This is a genomic window from Streptomyces sp. CB02366 (assembly GCF_001905905.1).
GTDB lineage: Bacteria > Actinomycetota > Actinomycetes > Streptomycetales > Streptomycetaceae > Streptomyces.
The window spans coordinates 105123-120875 of the sequence record NZ_LIVT01000005.1; the positions used below are offsets into that span (position 1 = coordinate 105123).

Annotated in this window: 16 protein-coding genes; 10 read left to right on the forward strand and 6 right to left on the reverse strand. The window is 73.5% G+C overall.

The window, feature by feature from the left end:
- Positions 1-87: 87 nt before the first annotated feature.
- Complete coding sequence (locus AMK24_RS17450) at positions 88-765, reverse strand: TetR/AcrR family transcriptional regulator (RefSeq protein ID WP_073769699.1); 678 nt, start codon at positions 763-765, stop codon at positions 88-90.
- Between the two features lie 90 nt (positions 766-855).
- On the opposite strand from AMK24_RS17450, the gene AMK24_RS17455 reads away from it, so the two are divergent.
- The 3 genes from AMK24_RS17455 (at position 856) to AMK24_RS17465 (ending at position 3146) form a co-directional block, all read left to right on the forward strand.
- On the forward strand, positions 856-2007 hold the full coding sequence (locus AMK24_RS17455) for an acyl-CoA dehydrogenase family protein (protein WP_073769700.1): 1152 nt from the start codon (positions 856-858) through the stop codon (positions 2005-2007).
- Positions 2008-2131: 124 nt separating this feature from the next.
- Positions 2132-2422, forward strand: a complete 291-nt coding sequence (locus AMK24_RS17460; protein ID WP_073769701.1) for a YiaA/YiaB family inner membrane protein — start codon at positions 2132-2134, stop codon at positions 2420-2422.
- Positions 2423-2510: 88 nt separating this feature from the next.
- Entirely contained in the window at positions 2511-3146 is a 636-nt protein-coding gene (locus AMK24_RS17465) for a TetR/AcrR family transcriptional regulator (protein ID WP_073769702.1), read from the forward strand.
- A gap of 43 nt (positions 3147-3189) precedes the next feature.
- Here AMK24_RS17465 and AMK24_RS17470 read toward each other — a convergent pair whose 3' ends face one another.
- Positions 3190-3651: a MaoC family dehydratase gene (locus AMK24_RS17470; RefSeq protein WP_073769703.1), complete on the reverse strand. Its 462-nt coding sequence runs from the start codon at positions 3649-3651 to the stop codon at positions 3190-3192.
- A gap of 114 nt (positions 3652-3765) precedes the next feature.
- Here AMK24_RS17470 and soxR point away from each other — a divergent pair, with 114 nt between their 5' ends.
- Positions 3766-4260 (forward strand): redox-sensitive transcriptional activator SoxR, encoded by a 495-nt coding sequence (soxR, locus tag AMK24_RS17475; RefSeq protein ID WP_073769704.1) that lies wholly within the window; start codon positions 3766-3768, stop codon positions 4258-4260.
- Between the two features lie 26 nt (positions 4261-4286).
- Here soxR and AMK24_RS17480 read toward each other — a convergent pair whose 3' ends face one another.
- Entirely contained in the window at positions 4287-4901 is a 615-nt protein-coding gene (locus AMK24_RS17480) for a hypothetical protein (protein ID WP_073769705.1), read from the reverse strand.
- A gap of 264 nt (positions 4902-5165) precedes the next feature.
- Between AMK24_RS17480 and AMK24_RS17485 the strand changes: the two genes are divergently transcribed.
- Positions 5166-5648, forward strand: a complete 483-nt coding sequence (locus AMK24_RS17485; RefSeq protein ID WP_073769706.1) for a GNAT family N-acetyltransferase — start codon at positions 5166-5168, stop codon at positions 5646-5648.
- Between the two features lie 111 nt (positions 5649-5759).
- Here AMK24_RS17485 and AMK24_RS17490 read toward each other — a convergent pair whose 3' ends face one another.
- On the reverse strand, positions 5760-7040 hold the full coding sequence (locus AMK24_RS17490; RefSeq protein ID WP_073769707.1) for an exo-beta-N-acetylmuramidase NamZ family protein: 1281 nt from the start codon (positions 7038-7040) through the stop codon (positions 5760-5762).
- Between the two features lie 305 nt (positions 7041-7345).
- Between AMK24_RS17490 and AMK24_RS17495 the strand changes: the two genes are divergently transcribed.
- From AMK24_RS17495 to AMK24_RS17510, 4 genes are all read left to right on the forward strand, one after another.
- The gene (locus AMK24_RS17495) at positions 7346-8116 is read left to right on the forward strand and encodes an SDR family oxidoreductase (RefSeq protein WP_079190548.1); all 771 of its coding nucleotides are present in this window, start codon (positions 7346-7348) and stop codon (positions 8114-8116) included.
- A complete protein-coding gene (locus tag AMK24_RS17500) occupies positions 8113-9882 on the forward strand; it encodes a class I adenylate-forming enzyme family protein (protein WP_199876448.1) in 1770 nt (589 codons plus the stop codon). Before AMK24_RS17495 ends, AMK24_RS17500 begins: the two co-directional genes overlap by 4 nt.
- Positions 9883-9931: 49 nt before the next feature.
- Positions 9932-10525 (forward strand): TetR/AcrR family transcriptional regulator, encoded by a 594-nt coding sequence (locus tag AMK24_RS17505; RefSeq protein ID WP_030114195.1) that lies wholly within the window; start codon positions 9932-9934, stop codon positions 10523-10525.
- A gap of 363 nt (positions 10526-10888) precedes the next feature.
- Entirely contained in the window at positions 10889-12223 is a 1335-nt protein-coding gene (locus tag AMK24_RS17510; RefSeq protein WP_073769708.1) for a M28 family metallopeptidase, read from the forward strand.
- A 130-nt stretch (positions 12224-12353) separates the two neighbouring features.
- On the opposite strand, the gene AMK24_RS17515 is transcribed toward AMK24_RS17510, so the two are convergent.
- Both AMK24_RS17515 and AMK24_RS17520 read right to left on the reverse strand, forming a co-directional pair.
- The gene (locus tag AMK24_RS17515; RefSeq protein WP_073769709.1) at positions 12354-13568 is read right to left on the reverse strand and encodes an acyl-CoA dehydrogenase family protein; all 1215 of its coding nucleotides are present in this window, start codon (positions 13566-13568) and stop codon (positions 12354-12356) included.
- Between the two features lie 3 nt (positions 13569-13571).
- The gene (locus AMK24_RS17520; protein WP_073769710.1) at positions 13572-14594 is read right to left on the reverse strand and encodes a phosphotransferase family protein; all 1023 of its coding nucleotides are present in this window, start codon (positions 14592-14594) and stop codon (positions 13572-13574) included.
- 223 nt (positions 14595-14817) lie between these two features.
- Between AMK24_RS17520 and AMK24_RS17525 the strand changes: the two genes are divergently transcribed.
- Positions 14818-15753: an NADP-dependent oxidoreductase gene (locus AMK24_RS17525; RefSeq protein WP_073769711.1), complete on the forward strand. Its 936-nt coding sequence runs from the start codon at positions 14818-14820 to the stop codon at positions 15751-15753.

Genomic DNA, 15753 nt, shown 5'->3' on the forward strand with positions numbered 1-15753 from the left:
GCGTCCCCCACCGAATTGTCGTCCCCCGTCAATCGAAGCCCGCCCCGGCCTCGGAGCACCGGTCGATCGGCCCCCCGGGGCCCGGCGTCAGGGGCCGGGCACCTCCTGCCGAACCGTTTCCGTGGAGGGCGCGTACTGCTCGTACTGGAGCGCCAGCCCGTCCAGCAACGCCCGCAACCCCGTCTCGAACGCCCCCTCGTCGACCTGGCGGCGGTGGTCCGCCAGCAGGTGGGCCTGGCCGAGGTGCGGGTAGTCGGCGGGATCGTAGGCGGTCTCGTCGTCGACGAACCCCCCGGCGAACGACCCCAGCGCCGAACCGGTGATGAAGTACCGCATCAGCGCCCCGATCCGCGTGGCCTGCGCGGGCGGCCAGCCCGCCCCCGTCATCGCCCCGAACACCGCGTCCGCCACCCGCAGTCCCGCCGGGCGGCGGCCGGGGCCCCGGGCCAGCACCGGGACGATGTGCGGGTGCGCGGCGAGGGCGGCCCGGTAGGACAGCGCCCAGTCGTGCAGCGCCTCGCGCCAGCCGCGCGGGTCCGACGCCTCGAACATCGACAGGTCGACCTGGGCGGACACCGCGTCGGCGACCGCGTCGAGGATCTCCTCCTTGTTGCCGAAGTGGTTGTAGAGCGAGGGGCCGCTGACCCCCAGGACGGCCGCCAGGCGGCGCGTGGAGACGGCGTCGAGCCCCTCGGAGTCCACGAGCGCGCTCGCCGCCCCCACGATGCGGTCTCTGCTGAGGAGGGGCTTGCGCGGTCGGGCCATGCCGCTCATAGTAGGGCCTGCGAACCGGAAACTAGCAGTGCTAATTAATGCGCGCCCCCAGCGGCGCCCGGAGAGGCAGGGTGGCGCACGATGGACCTGGCGCTCAACGAGGAGCAGGAAGCCGTCCGGAAGCTGGCCGAGGACTTCGTCGCGCGCGAGGTCGCCCCGCACGTCGTCGCCTGGGACCGCGCCGAGAACGTCGACGCGTCGATCGTGAGGAAGCTCGGCGATCTCGGCTTCCTCGGCCTCACCGTCCCCGAGGAGTACGGCGGCTCCGGCGGCGACCACCTGTCCTACTGCCTGGTCACCGAGGAGCTGGGGCGCGGCGACTCCTCGGTGCGCGGCATCGTCTCCGTATCGCTCGGGCTGGTCGCCAAGACCATCGCGTCCTGGGGGAGCGAGGAGCAGAAGCGGGAGTGGCTGCCCCGGCTGACGGCGGGCGAGGCGGTCGGCTGCTTCGGCCTCACCGAGCCCGGCACCGGCTCGGATGCCGGAAACCTCGCCACCCGGGCCGTCCGCGACGGCGGCGACTACGTGGTCAACGGCGCCAAGATGTTCATCACCAACGGCACCTGGGCCGATGTCGTCCTGCTCTTCGCGCGTACGGGCGACGCCCCCGGCCACCGGGGCGTCTCCGCCTTCCTCGTCCCCGCCGACGCCCCCGGCCTCACCCGCCGCGCCGTCCACGGCAAGCTCGGGCTGCGCGGCCAGGCCACCGCCGAACTGGTCCTCCAGGACGTCCGGATACCCGCGTCGGCCCTCCTCGGCCCCGAGGGCAAAGGGTTCTCCATCGCGATGTCCGCCCTGGCCAAGGGGCGGATGTCGGTCGCGGCGGGCTGTGTGGGCATCGCCCAGGCGGCGCTGGACGCGGCCGTGCGGTACGCGGGCGAGCGCGAGCAGTTCGGCAAGGCCATCGCCGGCCACCAGCTCGTCCAGGAACTGCTCAGCGACATCGCCGTGGACGTGGACGCCGCCCGGCTGCTGACCTGGCGGGTCGCCGACCTGGTCGACCGGGGCCGGGAGTTCGCCACGGCCGCCTCCAAGGCCAAGCTGTACGCCTCCGAGGCCGCCGTCCGCTGCGCCAACAACGCCCTCCAGGTCTTCGGCGGCTACGGCTACATCGACGAGTACCCGGTCGGCAAGCTGCTGCGGGACGCGCGGGTGATGACGCTCTACGAGGGCACCAGCCAGATCCAGAAGCTGATCATCGGCCGCGCGCTGACCGGAGTCTCCGCCTTCTGACCGGCGCCCCGGCCCCTGGCCGGAGGGGCGCCGCCCCGCGCTCCGGTTCGTACGGGTGTCTGAGTAGCCGGTCTGAGTAGGGGCGCGGATGTGGCGTGCGCCACGTCGGCGGGATGCTCGGTCCATGAGCGACACGACATCCGTCAAGCAGCAGAGCACCACCGCCTTCTACGGCCAGGCCGTCGCCTCCTTCATGGTGGCGAGCGGCGCGGTGGCCCTCGGCGTCTTCTTCCTCGACGCCGACGCCTGGGTGCGCGGTTTCCTCGCCATCGGGGTGCTCTATCTGGTCACGTCCTGCTTCACGCTCGCCAAGGTGATCAGGGACCGGCAGGAGGCCGGGCAGCTCGTCAACCGGGTCGATCAGGCCCGGTTGGAGAAGATCCTCGCCGACCACGACCCCTTCCAGAAGCTCTGAGCAGGCGGGACTTTCGAAGCACGCCCTAAGCGCTTGCTCAGGTTCGGGGTATGGTGTTCGTCCTGTTGACGGAGAGGGGTCCTGGGCGATGTGTGCGGCGGAGGAGACGAACGGTGAGGACGCGCCGTGGGGCGAGGTCGCTCCCGAGGCGGCCAGGCGGCTCCTCGTCGCCGCGGTGGACGCCTTCGCCGAGCGCGGGTACCACGCCACCACCACCCGTGACATCGCCGGCCGGGCGGGGATGAGCCCCGCCGCCCTCTACATCCACTACAAGACGAAGGAAGAGCTGCTCCACCGGATCAGCAAGCTCGGCCACGAGCGGGCGCTGTCCGTGCTGGAGGCCGAGGCGGACCGGGACGGCACGGCCGCCGACCGGCTCGCCGGGGCCGTCCGCTCCTTCGTTCGCTGGCACGCGGAACGGCACACCACCGCCCGGGTCGTCCAGTACGAACTGGACGCGCTGGGCGAGGAGCACCGCACCGAGATCGTCGCCCTGCGGCGCAGGAGCGACGCCGTGGTCCGCCGGATCATCGGCGAGGGCGTGCGGGACGGCGAGTTCGACGTCCCCGACGTTCCGGGCACCACGCTCGCGGTGCTCTCCCTCTGCATCGACGTCGCCCGCTGGTTCAACGCCCAGGGCAGCCGTACGCCCGACGAGGTCGGCGAGCTGTACGCCGGCCTCGTCCTGCGGATGGTCGGGGCCCGGCCGGTTCGGACGCGGTAGCCGGCGCAGGGGCGGCAGCCCCGGTCCGGACGCGGCGGCCGGTTCAGAAGTAGTAGCGGGACACCGACTCGGCGACGCAGGCCGGCTTCTCGCCGCCCTCGCGCTCGACGGTGACGACCGCCGTGACCTGGACGCCGCCGCCCGTCTCCTCGACCTCGCGGAGCACCGCCGTGGCCCGCAGCCGGGAGCCGACCGGCACGGTCGAGGGGAAGCGGACCTTGTTGGTCCCGTAGTTGATGCCCATCTTCACGCCCTCGACCCGCATCACCTGCGGCACCAGCGCGGGCAGCAGCGAGAGCGTCAGGTAGCCGTGCGCGATGGTCGTGCCGAACGGACCGTCCTTCGCCCGCTCCGGGTCCACGTGGATCCACTGGTGGTCGCCGGTCGCCTCGGCGAAGCCGTCGATCCTCTCCTGCCCGATCTCCAGCCAGTCGCTGTGCCCCAGCTGCTCGCCCACCCCGTCCCGCAGCTCCTGCGCGGACGTGAAGATCCTCGGTTCTGCCATGTTCCCGGTTCCTGCCTTCCGGCTCGGCGCACCACCCGGCGCGATGTCTAAGCGCTTGCTCAGCATCGTCGGGCGGCGCGTTCCTTGTCAACGACATGGCAGTAGGTTTGAGGCGTGCCACAGATCCCGCAGTCACTCCACGAACTCTCGGTCGGCCAGCTCTCGGCGCGCAGCGGCGCCGCCGTCTCCGCCCTGCACTTCTACGAGTCCAAGGGCCTGATCGCCTCCACCCGTACCAGCGGCAACCAGCGCCGCTACACGCGTGACGCCCTGCGCCGGGTCGCCTTCGTGCGGGCGGCCCAGCGCGTCGGCATCCCGCTGGCCACGATCCGCGAGGCGCTCGCCCAACTGCCCGACGAGCGCACGCCCAACCGCGAGGACTGGGCCCGCCTCTCCGAGGTCTGGCGCGGGGAACTGGAGGAGCGCATCACGCAGTTGCACCGGTTGCGCGACCACCTGACCGACTGCATCAGCTGCGGCTGCCTGTCGCTGGAGACCTGCGTGCTCTCCAACCCCGACGACGTCAACGGGGAGAAGATCACCGGCTCCCGCCTCATGCCCGAGCGCAGGCGGTCGCCCGAGCCCGGACAGCCGCCCGGGCAGCCGTAGCCACGGCGGGGCGCGGCCGCCCGGCCTCACGCGGCGGCGGCGGTCCGTTCGCGGTGGCGGGGCAGGCGGGCCCGCGCCAGTGTGCGGTCGGTCAGGGCGGGTTGCGGCACCGCGATCCCGCAGCCCGTGCAGACCGGGCCGGCCCACGCCTCCTCGCCCCGCTCCTGCCGCCACTCGATGCCGGTCCCCGCGCAGACGGGGCAGGCGGAGCCGGGGTCCGAGCCCAGGGCCGCGATCAGTCGGCGCAGGACCTCGGCGAGCGGCTCGCTGGGATGGACCTCCGGGTCGGTGCAGCGGGCCACCCCGTGGCCGCCCCAGGTGCGCCGGTGCCAGTCGTCGAACGCCCCGGGCCGCCGCCGCCCCGCGTGCTTCTCGCGCCGCCGCCGCTCGGCGAACCGCGCCTCGTACGCGAGCCAGACGGCCCGCGCCTCCTCCAGTTCCTCCAGCGCGCGGATCAGACGCGCCGGGTCGGGGGCCCGGTCCTCGGGATCGATCCCGTGCCGGGCGCACAGATGGTCCCAGGTCGCCCGGTGCCCGTACGGGGCGAACCTCTCCAAACACTTGCGCAGCGAGTACCGCCGCAGGGCGAGATCGCCCAGCGGATCGCGGACCTGTCTCGCAAGACTCCGGAAACCGGCCATACCACCGCCACCTCCGCCGTTCGTCCTTGGACGTCAAGGAGTGGACGTACGCCTGCCCGTTTCGGCTCCATCGAAAGATGAAAACCGTCCATTGGCCGAGACTTCTCCCGGGCGCCCCGTGCCGGACGGGGCGCCAGGGGCGGGGCGGGGCGGCGTCCGGGTGGCCGCCTCCCGTGCGGACCGCCGGGCCGGTGGGGCGGGGGTACCCCCGCTGACCAGGTAATCCAGTGGAGGTACGGGCGGCCGATGAGGTTGTGTGACCTCATGACGACTGGATCTCTCCGCCTCGAAGCGGTCACCCCCGACACGGTGCTCGAAGCCTGTCGGCTGGACGTCGCTCCCGAGCAGCGGAAGTTCGTCTCGCCGGTGGCGCAGTCACTGGCCGAGGCGTATGTGCACCCCGATACCGCCTGGCCCCGGCTGATCCGCGACGGCGACCGCGTCGTGGGTTTCGTGATGGCCTTCTTCGGCGTGCGGTTCGACTTCGACGCCGGGACGCCGGACGCCCCGCCCCGCTCCGGTCTGTGGCGGCTCGCCGTGGCCGCCGGGGAGCAGGGCCGGGGGTACGGGCGGTTCGCGGTGGAGGCGGTGAACGAGGAGATACGGCGGCGCGGGGGGACGGTCTCGACGGTGACCTGGCGCCTGGGCGAGGGCGGCCCGGAGGAGTTCTACCTCCGCCTCGGCTACCGCAGGCGCGGCCTCACCGAGGACGGCGAGGCCCTCGGCGACCTGGACCTGACCGGCTGACCGGCTGACCGGATGGCCCCCTGGCCGGGCGCCCGACCGGCCGGGGGCGGGGGCGGGGGCCGGCCGTCCGGCCGAGGGGCGGGGCCCCGCTCGACGGCCCCCGGCCCGCCGCTACCCCCCGTACCGCAGATACCGGCGCCGCTTCGCCCGGAAGGCCGACAGGTCCCGCTGCCACGCCCGTACCACCGTGTCGGTGTCCGCACCCGCGTCGATCATCGTGCGGACCCGGGTGCTGCCGGTGAGCTTGTCGATCCAGTTGTCCGGACGCCAGGCGAAGCCGCTCCACGTCTGCTTCGCCGTGACCAGCAGGGCGATCCCGGTGCGGACCGGATCGAAGACCTCCCGGTCCTGGACGTGCACCTGCACCCCGCCCACCGTCTTCCCGGCGAACTTGGAGAAGGTCGGCGCGAAGTACGCCTCGCGGAAGGCCGCCCCCGGCAGTTCCAGCGCGTTCGCGGCGGCCGCCCACCGGTGGTCGACGCCCTCCGCGCCCAGCAGCTCGAAGGGGCGCGTGGTGCCCCGGCCCTCGGAGAGGTTCGTGCCCTCGAAGAGGCAGGTGCCGGAGTAGACGAGCGCGGTCTCGGGCGTCGGCATGTTCGGGCTCGGCGGCACCCACGGCAGGCCGGTTTCGTCGAAGAAGTCCGAGCGCCGCCACCCCGACATCGTCACCACGTCCAGCCGCGCCGGATTCTCGTGCAGGAACTCCGCGTTGAAGAAGAGCGCCAGCTCCGCCACCGTCATCCCGTGCGCCTGGGCGATCTCCCGGCGGCCGACGAACGTGCCGAACGCCGGGTCCAGCACGGGCCCCAGCGCCTCGCGCCCGGTGACCGGGTTCGGCCGGTCCAGCACCACGAGGCGCTTGCCCGCGAGCGCTGCGGCCTCCATGCAGTCGTAGAGCGTCCAGATGTAGGTGTAGAAGCGCGCACCGGCGTCCTGGATGTCGAAGAGGACCGTGTCCACCCCCGAGGCGATGAAGACGTCCGCCAGCTCCCGGCCCCTCTTGAGGTACGTGTCGTAGACCGGCAGCCCGGTCGCCGGGTCGTCGTAGCGCCCCTCGGAGCCGCCCGCCTGCGCGGTCCCCCGGAAACCGTGCTCGGGCCCGAACACGGCGGTCAGCTCCACCCGGGAGTCCGGATGCATGACGTCCACGATGTGCCGTACGTCGGCGGTGACCCCGGTCGGGTTGGTGACGAGTCCGACCCGCTCGCCCCGCAGCATCCGGTAACCGTCGGCCGCCAGCCGGTCGAAGCCGGTGCGCACCCGGCCGCGCCCGTGCCCCGGGCCGCGTCCGCGCGCGGACGACGCCGCGGCGGGACCGGTACCGGCCGCCGTCGCCGCGAGCGCCCCCACCGCGCCTCCCGCGGCCAGCACACCACGTCGGGACAGGCTCATTCCGCTACCTCCATGATCGCGCCGACTGTCATGGCCACGCACGCTAGCGCGGGCCGGGGCCGCGCGGAACGACCCGGACGGCACGGATTCCCCGCGCCGGACGCCGGACGCCGGCCGCCTCGGGGAGGGCGGCGCCGCTCCGGGCCCCGAAGCCGCCCCTCTCCCGGGCCGGACCGCGCCAGGCGTCCGGGCCGGACCCCGCCGGCCTCCCGGGCGGGAACCGGGCCCCTTCCGGCCGCCCCCGGCTCTTCCCGGATCACATACCGACTGGTTAGTCTGCCGGTGCGGCCGGACGGAGAGGCGGGATGACGATGGGTACGGTGCAGGGCGCGGGAGTGGTGGTCACCGGGGCCGGAGGCGGCATCGGCGCCGCACTGGCCCGCAGGTTCGCCGCGGGGGGAGCGCGGGTCGTCGTCAACGACCTGGACCCCGCGCGGATCGAGCCGCTCGCGAAGGAGATCGGCGGCCTCGCCGTCGCCGGGGACGCCTCGGGCATCGTGAACGCGGCCCGTGAGGCGCTCGGCGGCACGGTGGACGTCTACTGCGCCAACGCGGGCCTCGCCTCCCCCGGCGACGCGTTCGCCGACGAGGAGGTCTGGGCCGCCGCCTGGGACGTCAACGTGATGGCCCACGTCCGCGCGGCCAGGGCGCTCCTGCCGGACTGGCTGGAGCGCGGCGGCGGGCGGTTCGTCACCACCGCCTCCGCCGCCGGACTGCTGACGATGATCGGCGCGGCCCCCTACAGCGTCACCAAGCACGGGGCGGTGGCCTTCGCGGAATGGCTCTCCCTCACCTACCGCCACCGGGGGGTCAAGGTCCACGCGATCTGCCCGCAGGGCGTGCGCACCGACATGCTCACCGCCGCCGGCTCGGCCGGCGAACTGGTCCTCGCCCCCGGCGCGATCGAGCCGGACGCCGTCGCGGACGCCCTGTTCGCGGCGATGGACGAGGACCGCTTCCTGGTCCTGCCCCATCCGGAGGTGGCCGACTACTACCGGGCGCGCGCCGCCGACCCCGACCGGTGGATGGGCGGCATGAACAGGCTCCAGCGGAAGTGGGAGGCGAGCGGGGCATGAGCGACCCGACGCGCCCCGGCCCCGCGCCCGCCGCCGGAACACCGGCCCCGGGCGCCCCGAGCCCCGGCGCCGGGGCCCCGGCCCCCGGCGCCGGCCGCCCGGCCGCTTCGATCTACGCCGCCCGGCCCTGGCTGGCCCTGCTCAGCGAGGCCCAGCGCGCCCCCGTCGCTCCGCCCCCGAGCGTGCTGCACTCCTGGCGGGACGCGGTGGACCGGGCCCCGGACCGCACCGCCCTCGCCTACTTCGACGGCCGCCTCGACTACCGCGAGACCGACCGGCTGTCCGACTCGGTGGCCGGGTACCTCGCCGCCCGGGGGCTGCGACGCGGCGACCGGGTCGCGATCATGCTCCAGAACAGCCCGCACTTCGTCCTCGCGCTGCTCGGCGCGTGGAAGGCGGGCGCGACCGTCGTCCCGCTCAACCCGATGTACAAGGCCGGCGAGGTCGGCCACGTCCTCGCCGACGCCGGGGTCACCGCGCTGGTCTGCTCGGACCGGGCGTGGGAGGCGTACCTGCGGGAGACCGCGGCGGCGGCCCCGTGCCTCCGGATCGCGCTCACCGCCTGCGAGCTGGACCTCCAGAGCGTGAACGACCCCCGCGTCCTCGGCTTCGAACGGCTCCCCGCCCCCGGCCCCGACGACCTCGCGGACGACCTGCTGGCCGTCGCCCGCGCCGGCCGCCCCGCCCCCGCGGACCCCGCTCCCACCGCCGCCGACACCGCGCTGATCAGCTACACCTCCGGCACCAGCGGCGTCCCCAAGGGCGCGATGAACACCCACGGGAACATCACGGTCAACGCCGAACGCCAGCGCACCGGCCACCCGATCGCGGAGGGCTCCGCCTACTTCGCGCTCGCCCCGCTCTTCCACATCACCGGGATGGTCTGCCAGTTCGCCGCCTGCGTCGCCAACGCGGGCACGCTCGTCCTCGCCCACCGTTTCGAGGCGGGCGTGGTGCTGGAGGCGTTCGCCGTCCACCGCCCCGCCTACACCGTCGGCCCGTCCACCGCCTTCATGGCGCTGGCCGCGCACCCGGACGCCACCCCGGACCACTTCGCCTCGTTCCGGGTGATCTCCTCCGGCGGCGCGCCGCTGCCGCCCGCCCTGGTGGAGAGGTTCCGCGCGGGGTTCGGCCCGTACCTCCGCAACGGCTACGGACTCACCGAGTGCACCGCCCCCTGCGCCTCGGTCCCGCCCGAGCACGAGGCCCCCGTGGACCCGGTCTCGGGCACCCTCTCGGTCGGCGTCCCCGGCCCGGACACCGTCGTACGCATCCTGGACGAGGAGGGGCGCGAGGTCCCCTTCGGGGAGCAGGGGGAGATCGCGGTGCGCGGCCCGCAGGTCGTCCCCGGCTACTGGAACCTCCCCGGGGCCACCGCCGTCGCCTTCCCGGACGGCGAGCTGCGCACCGGCGACATCGGCTTCATGGACGCGGCGGGCTGGCTGTACGTCGTGGACCGGAAGAAGGACATGATCAACGCCTCCGGGTTCAAGGTGTGGCCGCGCGAGGTCGAGGACGTCCTCCACACCCATCCGGCGGTGCGCGAGGCGGCCGTCGTGGGCGTGCCCGACGCCTACCGGGGGGAGACCGTCCGGGCGTACGTGAGCCTGCGGCCGGGCGCGTCCGCGGAGCCCGGCGAACTGCGCGCGTACTGCGAGGAACGGCTCGCCGCGTACAAGTACCCGCGCGAGGTGCGGATCCTGAGCGAGCTGCCGAAGACCGCGAGTGGGAAGATCCTCAGGCGGGAACTGCGTTCCCCCCGTTAGAACAGCGTCGGAACCGCCCACGCACGGTACGAAAGGAAGGTGGCGGCTCATGTCCAAGGCGACGGACCAGAACGGCACTCCCGTCCCTCAGAGACTGCTGGCCGCCGCCACCCGGCTCTTCGCCGAGCGCGGGTACGACCGCACCTCGGTCCAGGAGATCGTCGAGGCGGCGGGCGTCACCAAGGGGGCGCTCTACCACTACTTCGGCTCCAAGGAGGACCTGCTCCAGGAGGTCTACGCCCGGGTGCTGCGGCTCCAGCAGGAGCGCCTGGACGCCTTCGCGAACGCCGAGGCCCCCGTCGAGGAGCGGCTGCGGGACGCGGCGGCCGACGTGGTGGTCACGACCATCGACAACCTGGACGACGCGTCGATCTTCTTCCGTTCCATGCACCACCTGAGCCCGGAGAAGAACAAGCAGGTACGGGTCGAGCGACGCCGCTACCACGAGCGCTTCCGGGCCCTGATCGAGGAGGGCCAGCGCAGCGGGGTCTTCTCCTCCGCCACCCCCGCCGACCTGGTCGTCGACTACCACTTCGGCTCCGTCCACCACCTCTCCACCTGGTACCGCCCGGACGGTCCGCTCAGCCGCCAGGAGGTCGCCGACCATCTCGCCGACCTGCTGCTGCGGGCCCTGCGCCCGTAGCGCGGGGCCGCCGCGCCCCCCGTGACGCACCGCTCCGGAGCGGCGCCCGGGCCGTCCGCCCCCGGGGCCCCGCGCCGTCCACTGGCCCGCTCCGCCGACCGGGGCGAGCCTGGATGTATGACGTATACGCCCCCTCCCGGTGAGGCCCCGCGGTTCACGGGTTCGCCTCTGTTCGTTAATAGAACGGCTATGTCCGGTTTCCGCTCTTGACGGAGCACGGTCATTTACCTGAGCATCGGTCACGCATCGCGCACCTCCGGGCCCCCTTCTCGGGGCCCATGCTCCAGGACCCGGCCGCCCCACCGCGCGGCCGGGGACCCCCCGCACGTTCCGTCAGTCCCCAACGGAATCCGGAGCCCGTGAATGAGACCGAACCGTTTCGCCCTGCGCAGATCCCCGGCGGCCGTCGCGGCCGTGGCCCTCGCCGTCGCCCTCGGGGCCGGCGTGCCGGCCGCCCACGCGGACGCGGCGGGGGCGGCGAAGGCCGCCGTCGCCGCCCCCGACATCCCCGTGGCCAACGTCAAGGCCCACCTGTCGCAGCTCTCGACGATCGCCGCGAACAACGGCGGCAACCGCGCCCACGGCCGCCCCGGCTACAAGGCGTCCGTGGACTACGTGAAGGCCAAGCTCGACGCGGCCGGATACACCACCACGCTCCAGCAGTTCACCTCCGGCGGGGCCACCGGATACAACCTCATAGCCGACTGGCCCGGCGGCGACCCGAGCAAGGTCCTGATGGCCGGGGCCCACCTCGACTCGGTCTCCTCCGGCGCCGGGATCAACGACAACGGTTCCGGCTCGGCCGCCGTGCTGGAGACCGCCCTCGCCGTCTCCCGTGCCGGGTACCAGCCCGACAAGCACCTGCGGTTCGCCTGGTGGGGCGCAGAGGAGCTGGGCCTGATCGGCTCGAAGTACTACGTCAACAACCTGCCGTCCGCCGAGCGTTCCAAGCTCGCCGGCTACCTCAACTTCGACATGATCGGCTCGCCCAACCCCGGCTACTTCGTCTACGACGACGACCCGGTCATCGAGAAGACCTTCAAGGACTACTTCGCCGGCCTCTCGGTCCCCACGGAGATCGAGACCGAGGGCGACGGCCGCTCCGACCACGCCCCGTTCAAGAACATCGGCGTCCCGGTCGGCGGCCTCTTCACCGGCGCCGGCTACACCAAGTCGGCCGCCCAGGCGCAGAAGTGGGGCGGGACGGCCGGGCAGGCCTTCGACCGCTGCTACCACTCCTCCTGCGACAACCTGAGCAACATCAACGACACCGCCCTGGACCGCAACAGCGACGCCGCCGCGCACGCGATCTGGACGCTGTCCGCCGGCTCCACCGGCGAACCGCCCACCGGCACCGTCTTCTCCAACGACGCCGACGTCGCCGTCCCGGACGCCGGGGCGGCCGTGACCTCCTCGGTCGCGGTCACCGGCCGGACGGGCAACGCCCCGGCCGCGCTCTCGGTCGGCGTCGACATCAAGCACACCTACCGGGGCGACCTGGTCGTCGACCTGATCGCCCCGGACGGCAGCGCGTACCGGCTGAAGAACTCCAGCAGCGGCGACTCGGCGGACAACGTCATCGCGACGTACACGGTCAACGCCTCCGGCGAGACGGCCAACGGGACCTGGAAGCTCCGCGTCCAGGACATCGCCCGCCAGGACACCGGCTACATCGACAGCTGGAAGCTCACCTTCTGACCGCCGGTCCCACCGGCCCGGGGCCACCGGTCCAGGGCCCACCGGGCGGCGGCCCCGCCCTCCGGACCCCGTGCGAGCGCCGCGGCCCCTTCCCGAGCACCGCCTCGGGAAGGGGCCGCGGCGGCGTCCGTCACCCGTGCCGCTTGATCTCCCGCCGGGCCAGCGACCGCTGGTGCACCTCGTCGGGGCCGTCCGCCAGCCGCAGAGTCCGGGCCGAGGCCCACAGCTCCGCCAGCGGGAAGTCCTGGCTGACCCCGCCCGCGCCGTACAACTGCACCGCCGAGTCCAGGATGTCCACCACCGCGCGCGGAGTGGCGATCTTGATGGCCTGGATCTCCGTGTGCGCGCCCTTGTTGCCCACGGTGTCCATCAGCCAGGCCGTCTTCAGCACCAGCAGCCGCAGCTGCTCCACCGTGACCCGGGCGTCCGCGATCCAGTTCTGCACGACGCCCTGCGCGGCCAGCGGCTTGCCGAACGCCGTACGCTCCACGGCCCGCCGGCACATCAGCTCGATCGCCCGCTCCGCCATCCCGATCAGCCGCATGCAGTGGTGGATGCGGCCCGGCCCCAGCCTCGCCTGCGCGATGGCGAAACCACCGCCCTCCTCGCCCACCAGGTTGGCCGCGGGCACCCGCACGTCGTGGAAGACGACCTCGGCGTGGCCGCCGTGCGAGTGGTCCTCGTACCCGTACACCCGCATGGCCCGCCGCACCTCGACGCCCGGGGCGTCGCGGGGGACCAGGACCATCGACTGCTGGCGGCGGATGTCGTCTCCGTCCGGGTCGGTCTTGCCCATCACGATGAAGACCGCGCAGTCGGGGTTCATCGCCCCGGAGATGTACCACTTGCGCCCGTTGACGACGTAGTCCCCGCCGTCCCGGATCATCCGGGTCTCGATGTTCGTCGCGTCCGAGGACGCCACCTCCGGCTCCGTCATCGCGAACGCGGAGCGGATCTCCCCGGCGAGCAGCGGCTCCAGCCACCTCTTCTTCTGCTCCTCGGTGCCGAACTGGGACAGCACCTCCATGTTCCCGGTGTCCGGGGCGGCGCAGTTCGTCGCGGTCGGCGCGAGGTGCGGGGAGCGTCCGGTGATCTCCGCGAGCGGGGCGTACTGGAGGTTCGTCAGCCCGGCCCCGTACTCCGCGTCCGGCAGGAAGAGGTTCCACAGCCCGCGCCGGCGCGCCTCGGCCTTCAGCTCCCCGACGACCGCGGGCGTGTCCCACGGCGAGGCGAGCCGTGCCCGCTGCTCCTCGGCGACCGGCTCGGCCGGGTACACGTGCTCGTCCATGAACGCGAGCAGCCTGCCCCGCAGTTCCTCGGTACGGGCGTCGAATGCGAAGTCCATGGGTCAGCCTTCCTGGAGGGTGGTGCGGCCGTGCTCGATGAAGACGGGGACGAGGTCGCCGATCCGGTCGAAGCCCGCGCCGACGGTCTGGCCGAGGGTGTAGCGGTAGTGGATGCCCTCCAGGATCACGGCGAGCTTGAACCACGCGAACGCCGTGTACCAGGAGATGGCGGAGGCGTCCCGGCCGGACCGGGCGGCGTAGCGCTCGATCAGCTCGGCGGGGGAGGGGTGCCCGGGGGCCCCGCTGGTGGTGGAGACGGGCGACCTCGGCAGCCCGAGGTCGGAGCTGTACATCACGAGCAGGCCGAGGTCGGTCAGCGGGTCGCCGAGCGTGGACATCTCCCAGTCGAGGACGGCCCTGATGCGGTCGTCCGGGCCGAGCAGCACGTTGTCCAGCCGGTAGTCGCCGTGGACGACGGTGGGCGCGGGGGAGGCGGGCAGGGCCCGGCCGAGGGCGGCGTGCAGCTCGTCGATGCCCGCCAGCTCGCGGTTGCGGGAGGCGTCCAGCTGCTTGCCCCACCGCCGCAACTGCCGGTCCAGGAAGCCCTCCGGCCGCCCGAAGTCCCCGAGCCCCACCGCTTCCGGGCCCACGGCGTGCAGGTCCACCAGGGTGTCGACGAGTCCGAGGACCGCCGCCCGGGTGCGCTCGGGGCCCAACGGGGCGAGCTGGGCGGCCGTGCGGTACGGGGTGCCCTCGACGTACTCCATCACGTAGAACGGCGCGCCGAGCACCGCGTCGTCCTCGCAGAGCAGCAGCGGCTCCGGCACGGGCACGGCGGTGGGGTGCAGGCCGCTGATCACGCGGTACTCGCGCCCCATGTCGTGCGCGGTGGCCAGCACGTGGCCGAGCGGCGGCCTGCGCACCACCCACTGCCCCGTCCCGTCGCCGACGACGTACGTGAGGTTGGAGCGGCCGCCCTCGATCAGCCGCGCTTCGAGGGGTCCGCTCACCAGCCCCGGCCGCTCGCGGTCGAGACGGGCCCGCAGCGCCACGGGGTCGAGACCTGGCGGGGGGACTGGGCTCATGGGGCGTACCTCCGGGCGACGGAACGAGGGGCGGGACGGACGGAGACCATGATGCCGACCAGTCGGTATGCCGTCCAGTGCCTTCCGTGATCGGGCCGTCCCGCAGGCCGGCCGGGGCACGCGGCCGAGCCTCCGCGCGCTCTGCGGCCACCGGCGGCCACCGGTGGCCGTACCGGCGGCGCTCCGAGTTGCGGCGCCCCCGGCCTGCGCGGAAGGTCGGAGGATGAAGGCGATCAGCTACAGCGCGTACGGCTCCGCGGACGTCCTGGAGTACGGCGAGCGGCCCGACCCCAAGGTCGGCCCCGACTCCGTCCTGGTGAAGGTGCGGGCCGCCGCCGTCAACCCGGTCGACTGGAAGGCCCGCGAGGGCTACCTGCAAGGGGCGCTCGACGCCGTCTTCCCGGTGGTCCCCGGCTGGGACGTCTCCGGCGTCGTCGTGCAACCGGGCGTCGCCGTGGACGAGTTCGCGGTGGGCGACGAGGTCATCGGCTACGTACGGGAGGACTTCCTCTCGCGCGGCACGTTCGCCCAGTACGTCGCCGCCCCCGTGCGCACCCTGGCCCGCAAGCCGCTGAGCCTGAGCTTCGAGGAGGCGGCCGGCCTGCCGTTGGCCGGGCTGACCGCGTACCAGGTGCTGCACCGCGTCCTGAAGATCCGCGAGGGCGACACCGTCCTGGTCCACGCGGCGGCCGGCGGGGTCGGATCGCTCGCCGTCCAGATCGCCCGGCACACCGGCTGCCGGGTCGTCGGCACCGCGAGCCCCCGCAACCACGACCACCTGCGCAGCCTCGGCGCGGAGCCGGTGGAGTACGGCGAGGGCCTGGTCGAACGCCTGCGGGAACTGGTTCCCGAGGGCTTCGACGCCTCCTTCGACACGGTGGGCGGCGACGCCCTGCGGGCCTCCGCCGAGACTCTCGCCCCGGGCGGCCGGCTCGCCTCCATCGCCGACGAGGAGGTCTTCTCCTACGGCGGGCGCTACGCCTTCGTGCGCCCCGACGCGGACGACCTGACCCAGGTCGCGGAGCTGGCCGAGCGGGGCATCGTCACCGTCCACGTGGACCGGGTGTTCCCGCTGGAGGAGGCCGCCGAGGCCCACCGCCTCAACCAGGAGGGGCGCACCCGCGGCAAGATCGTGGTGACGGTGGACTGGGACGGCTGA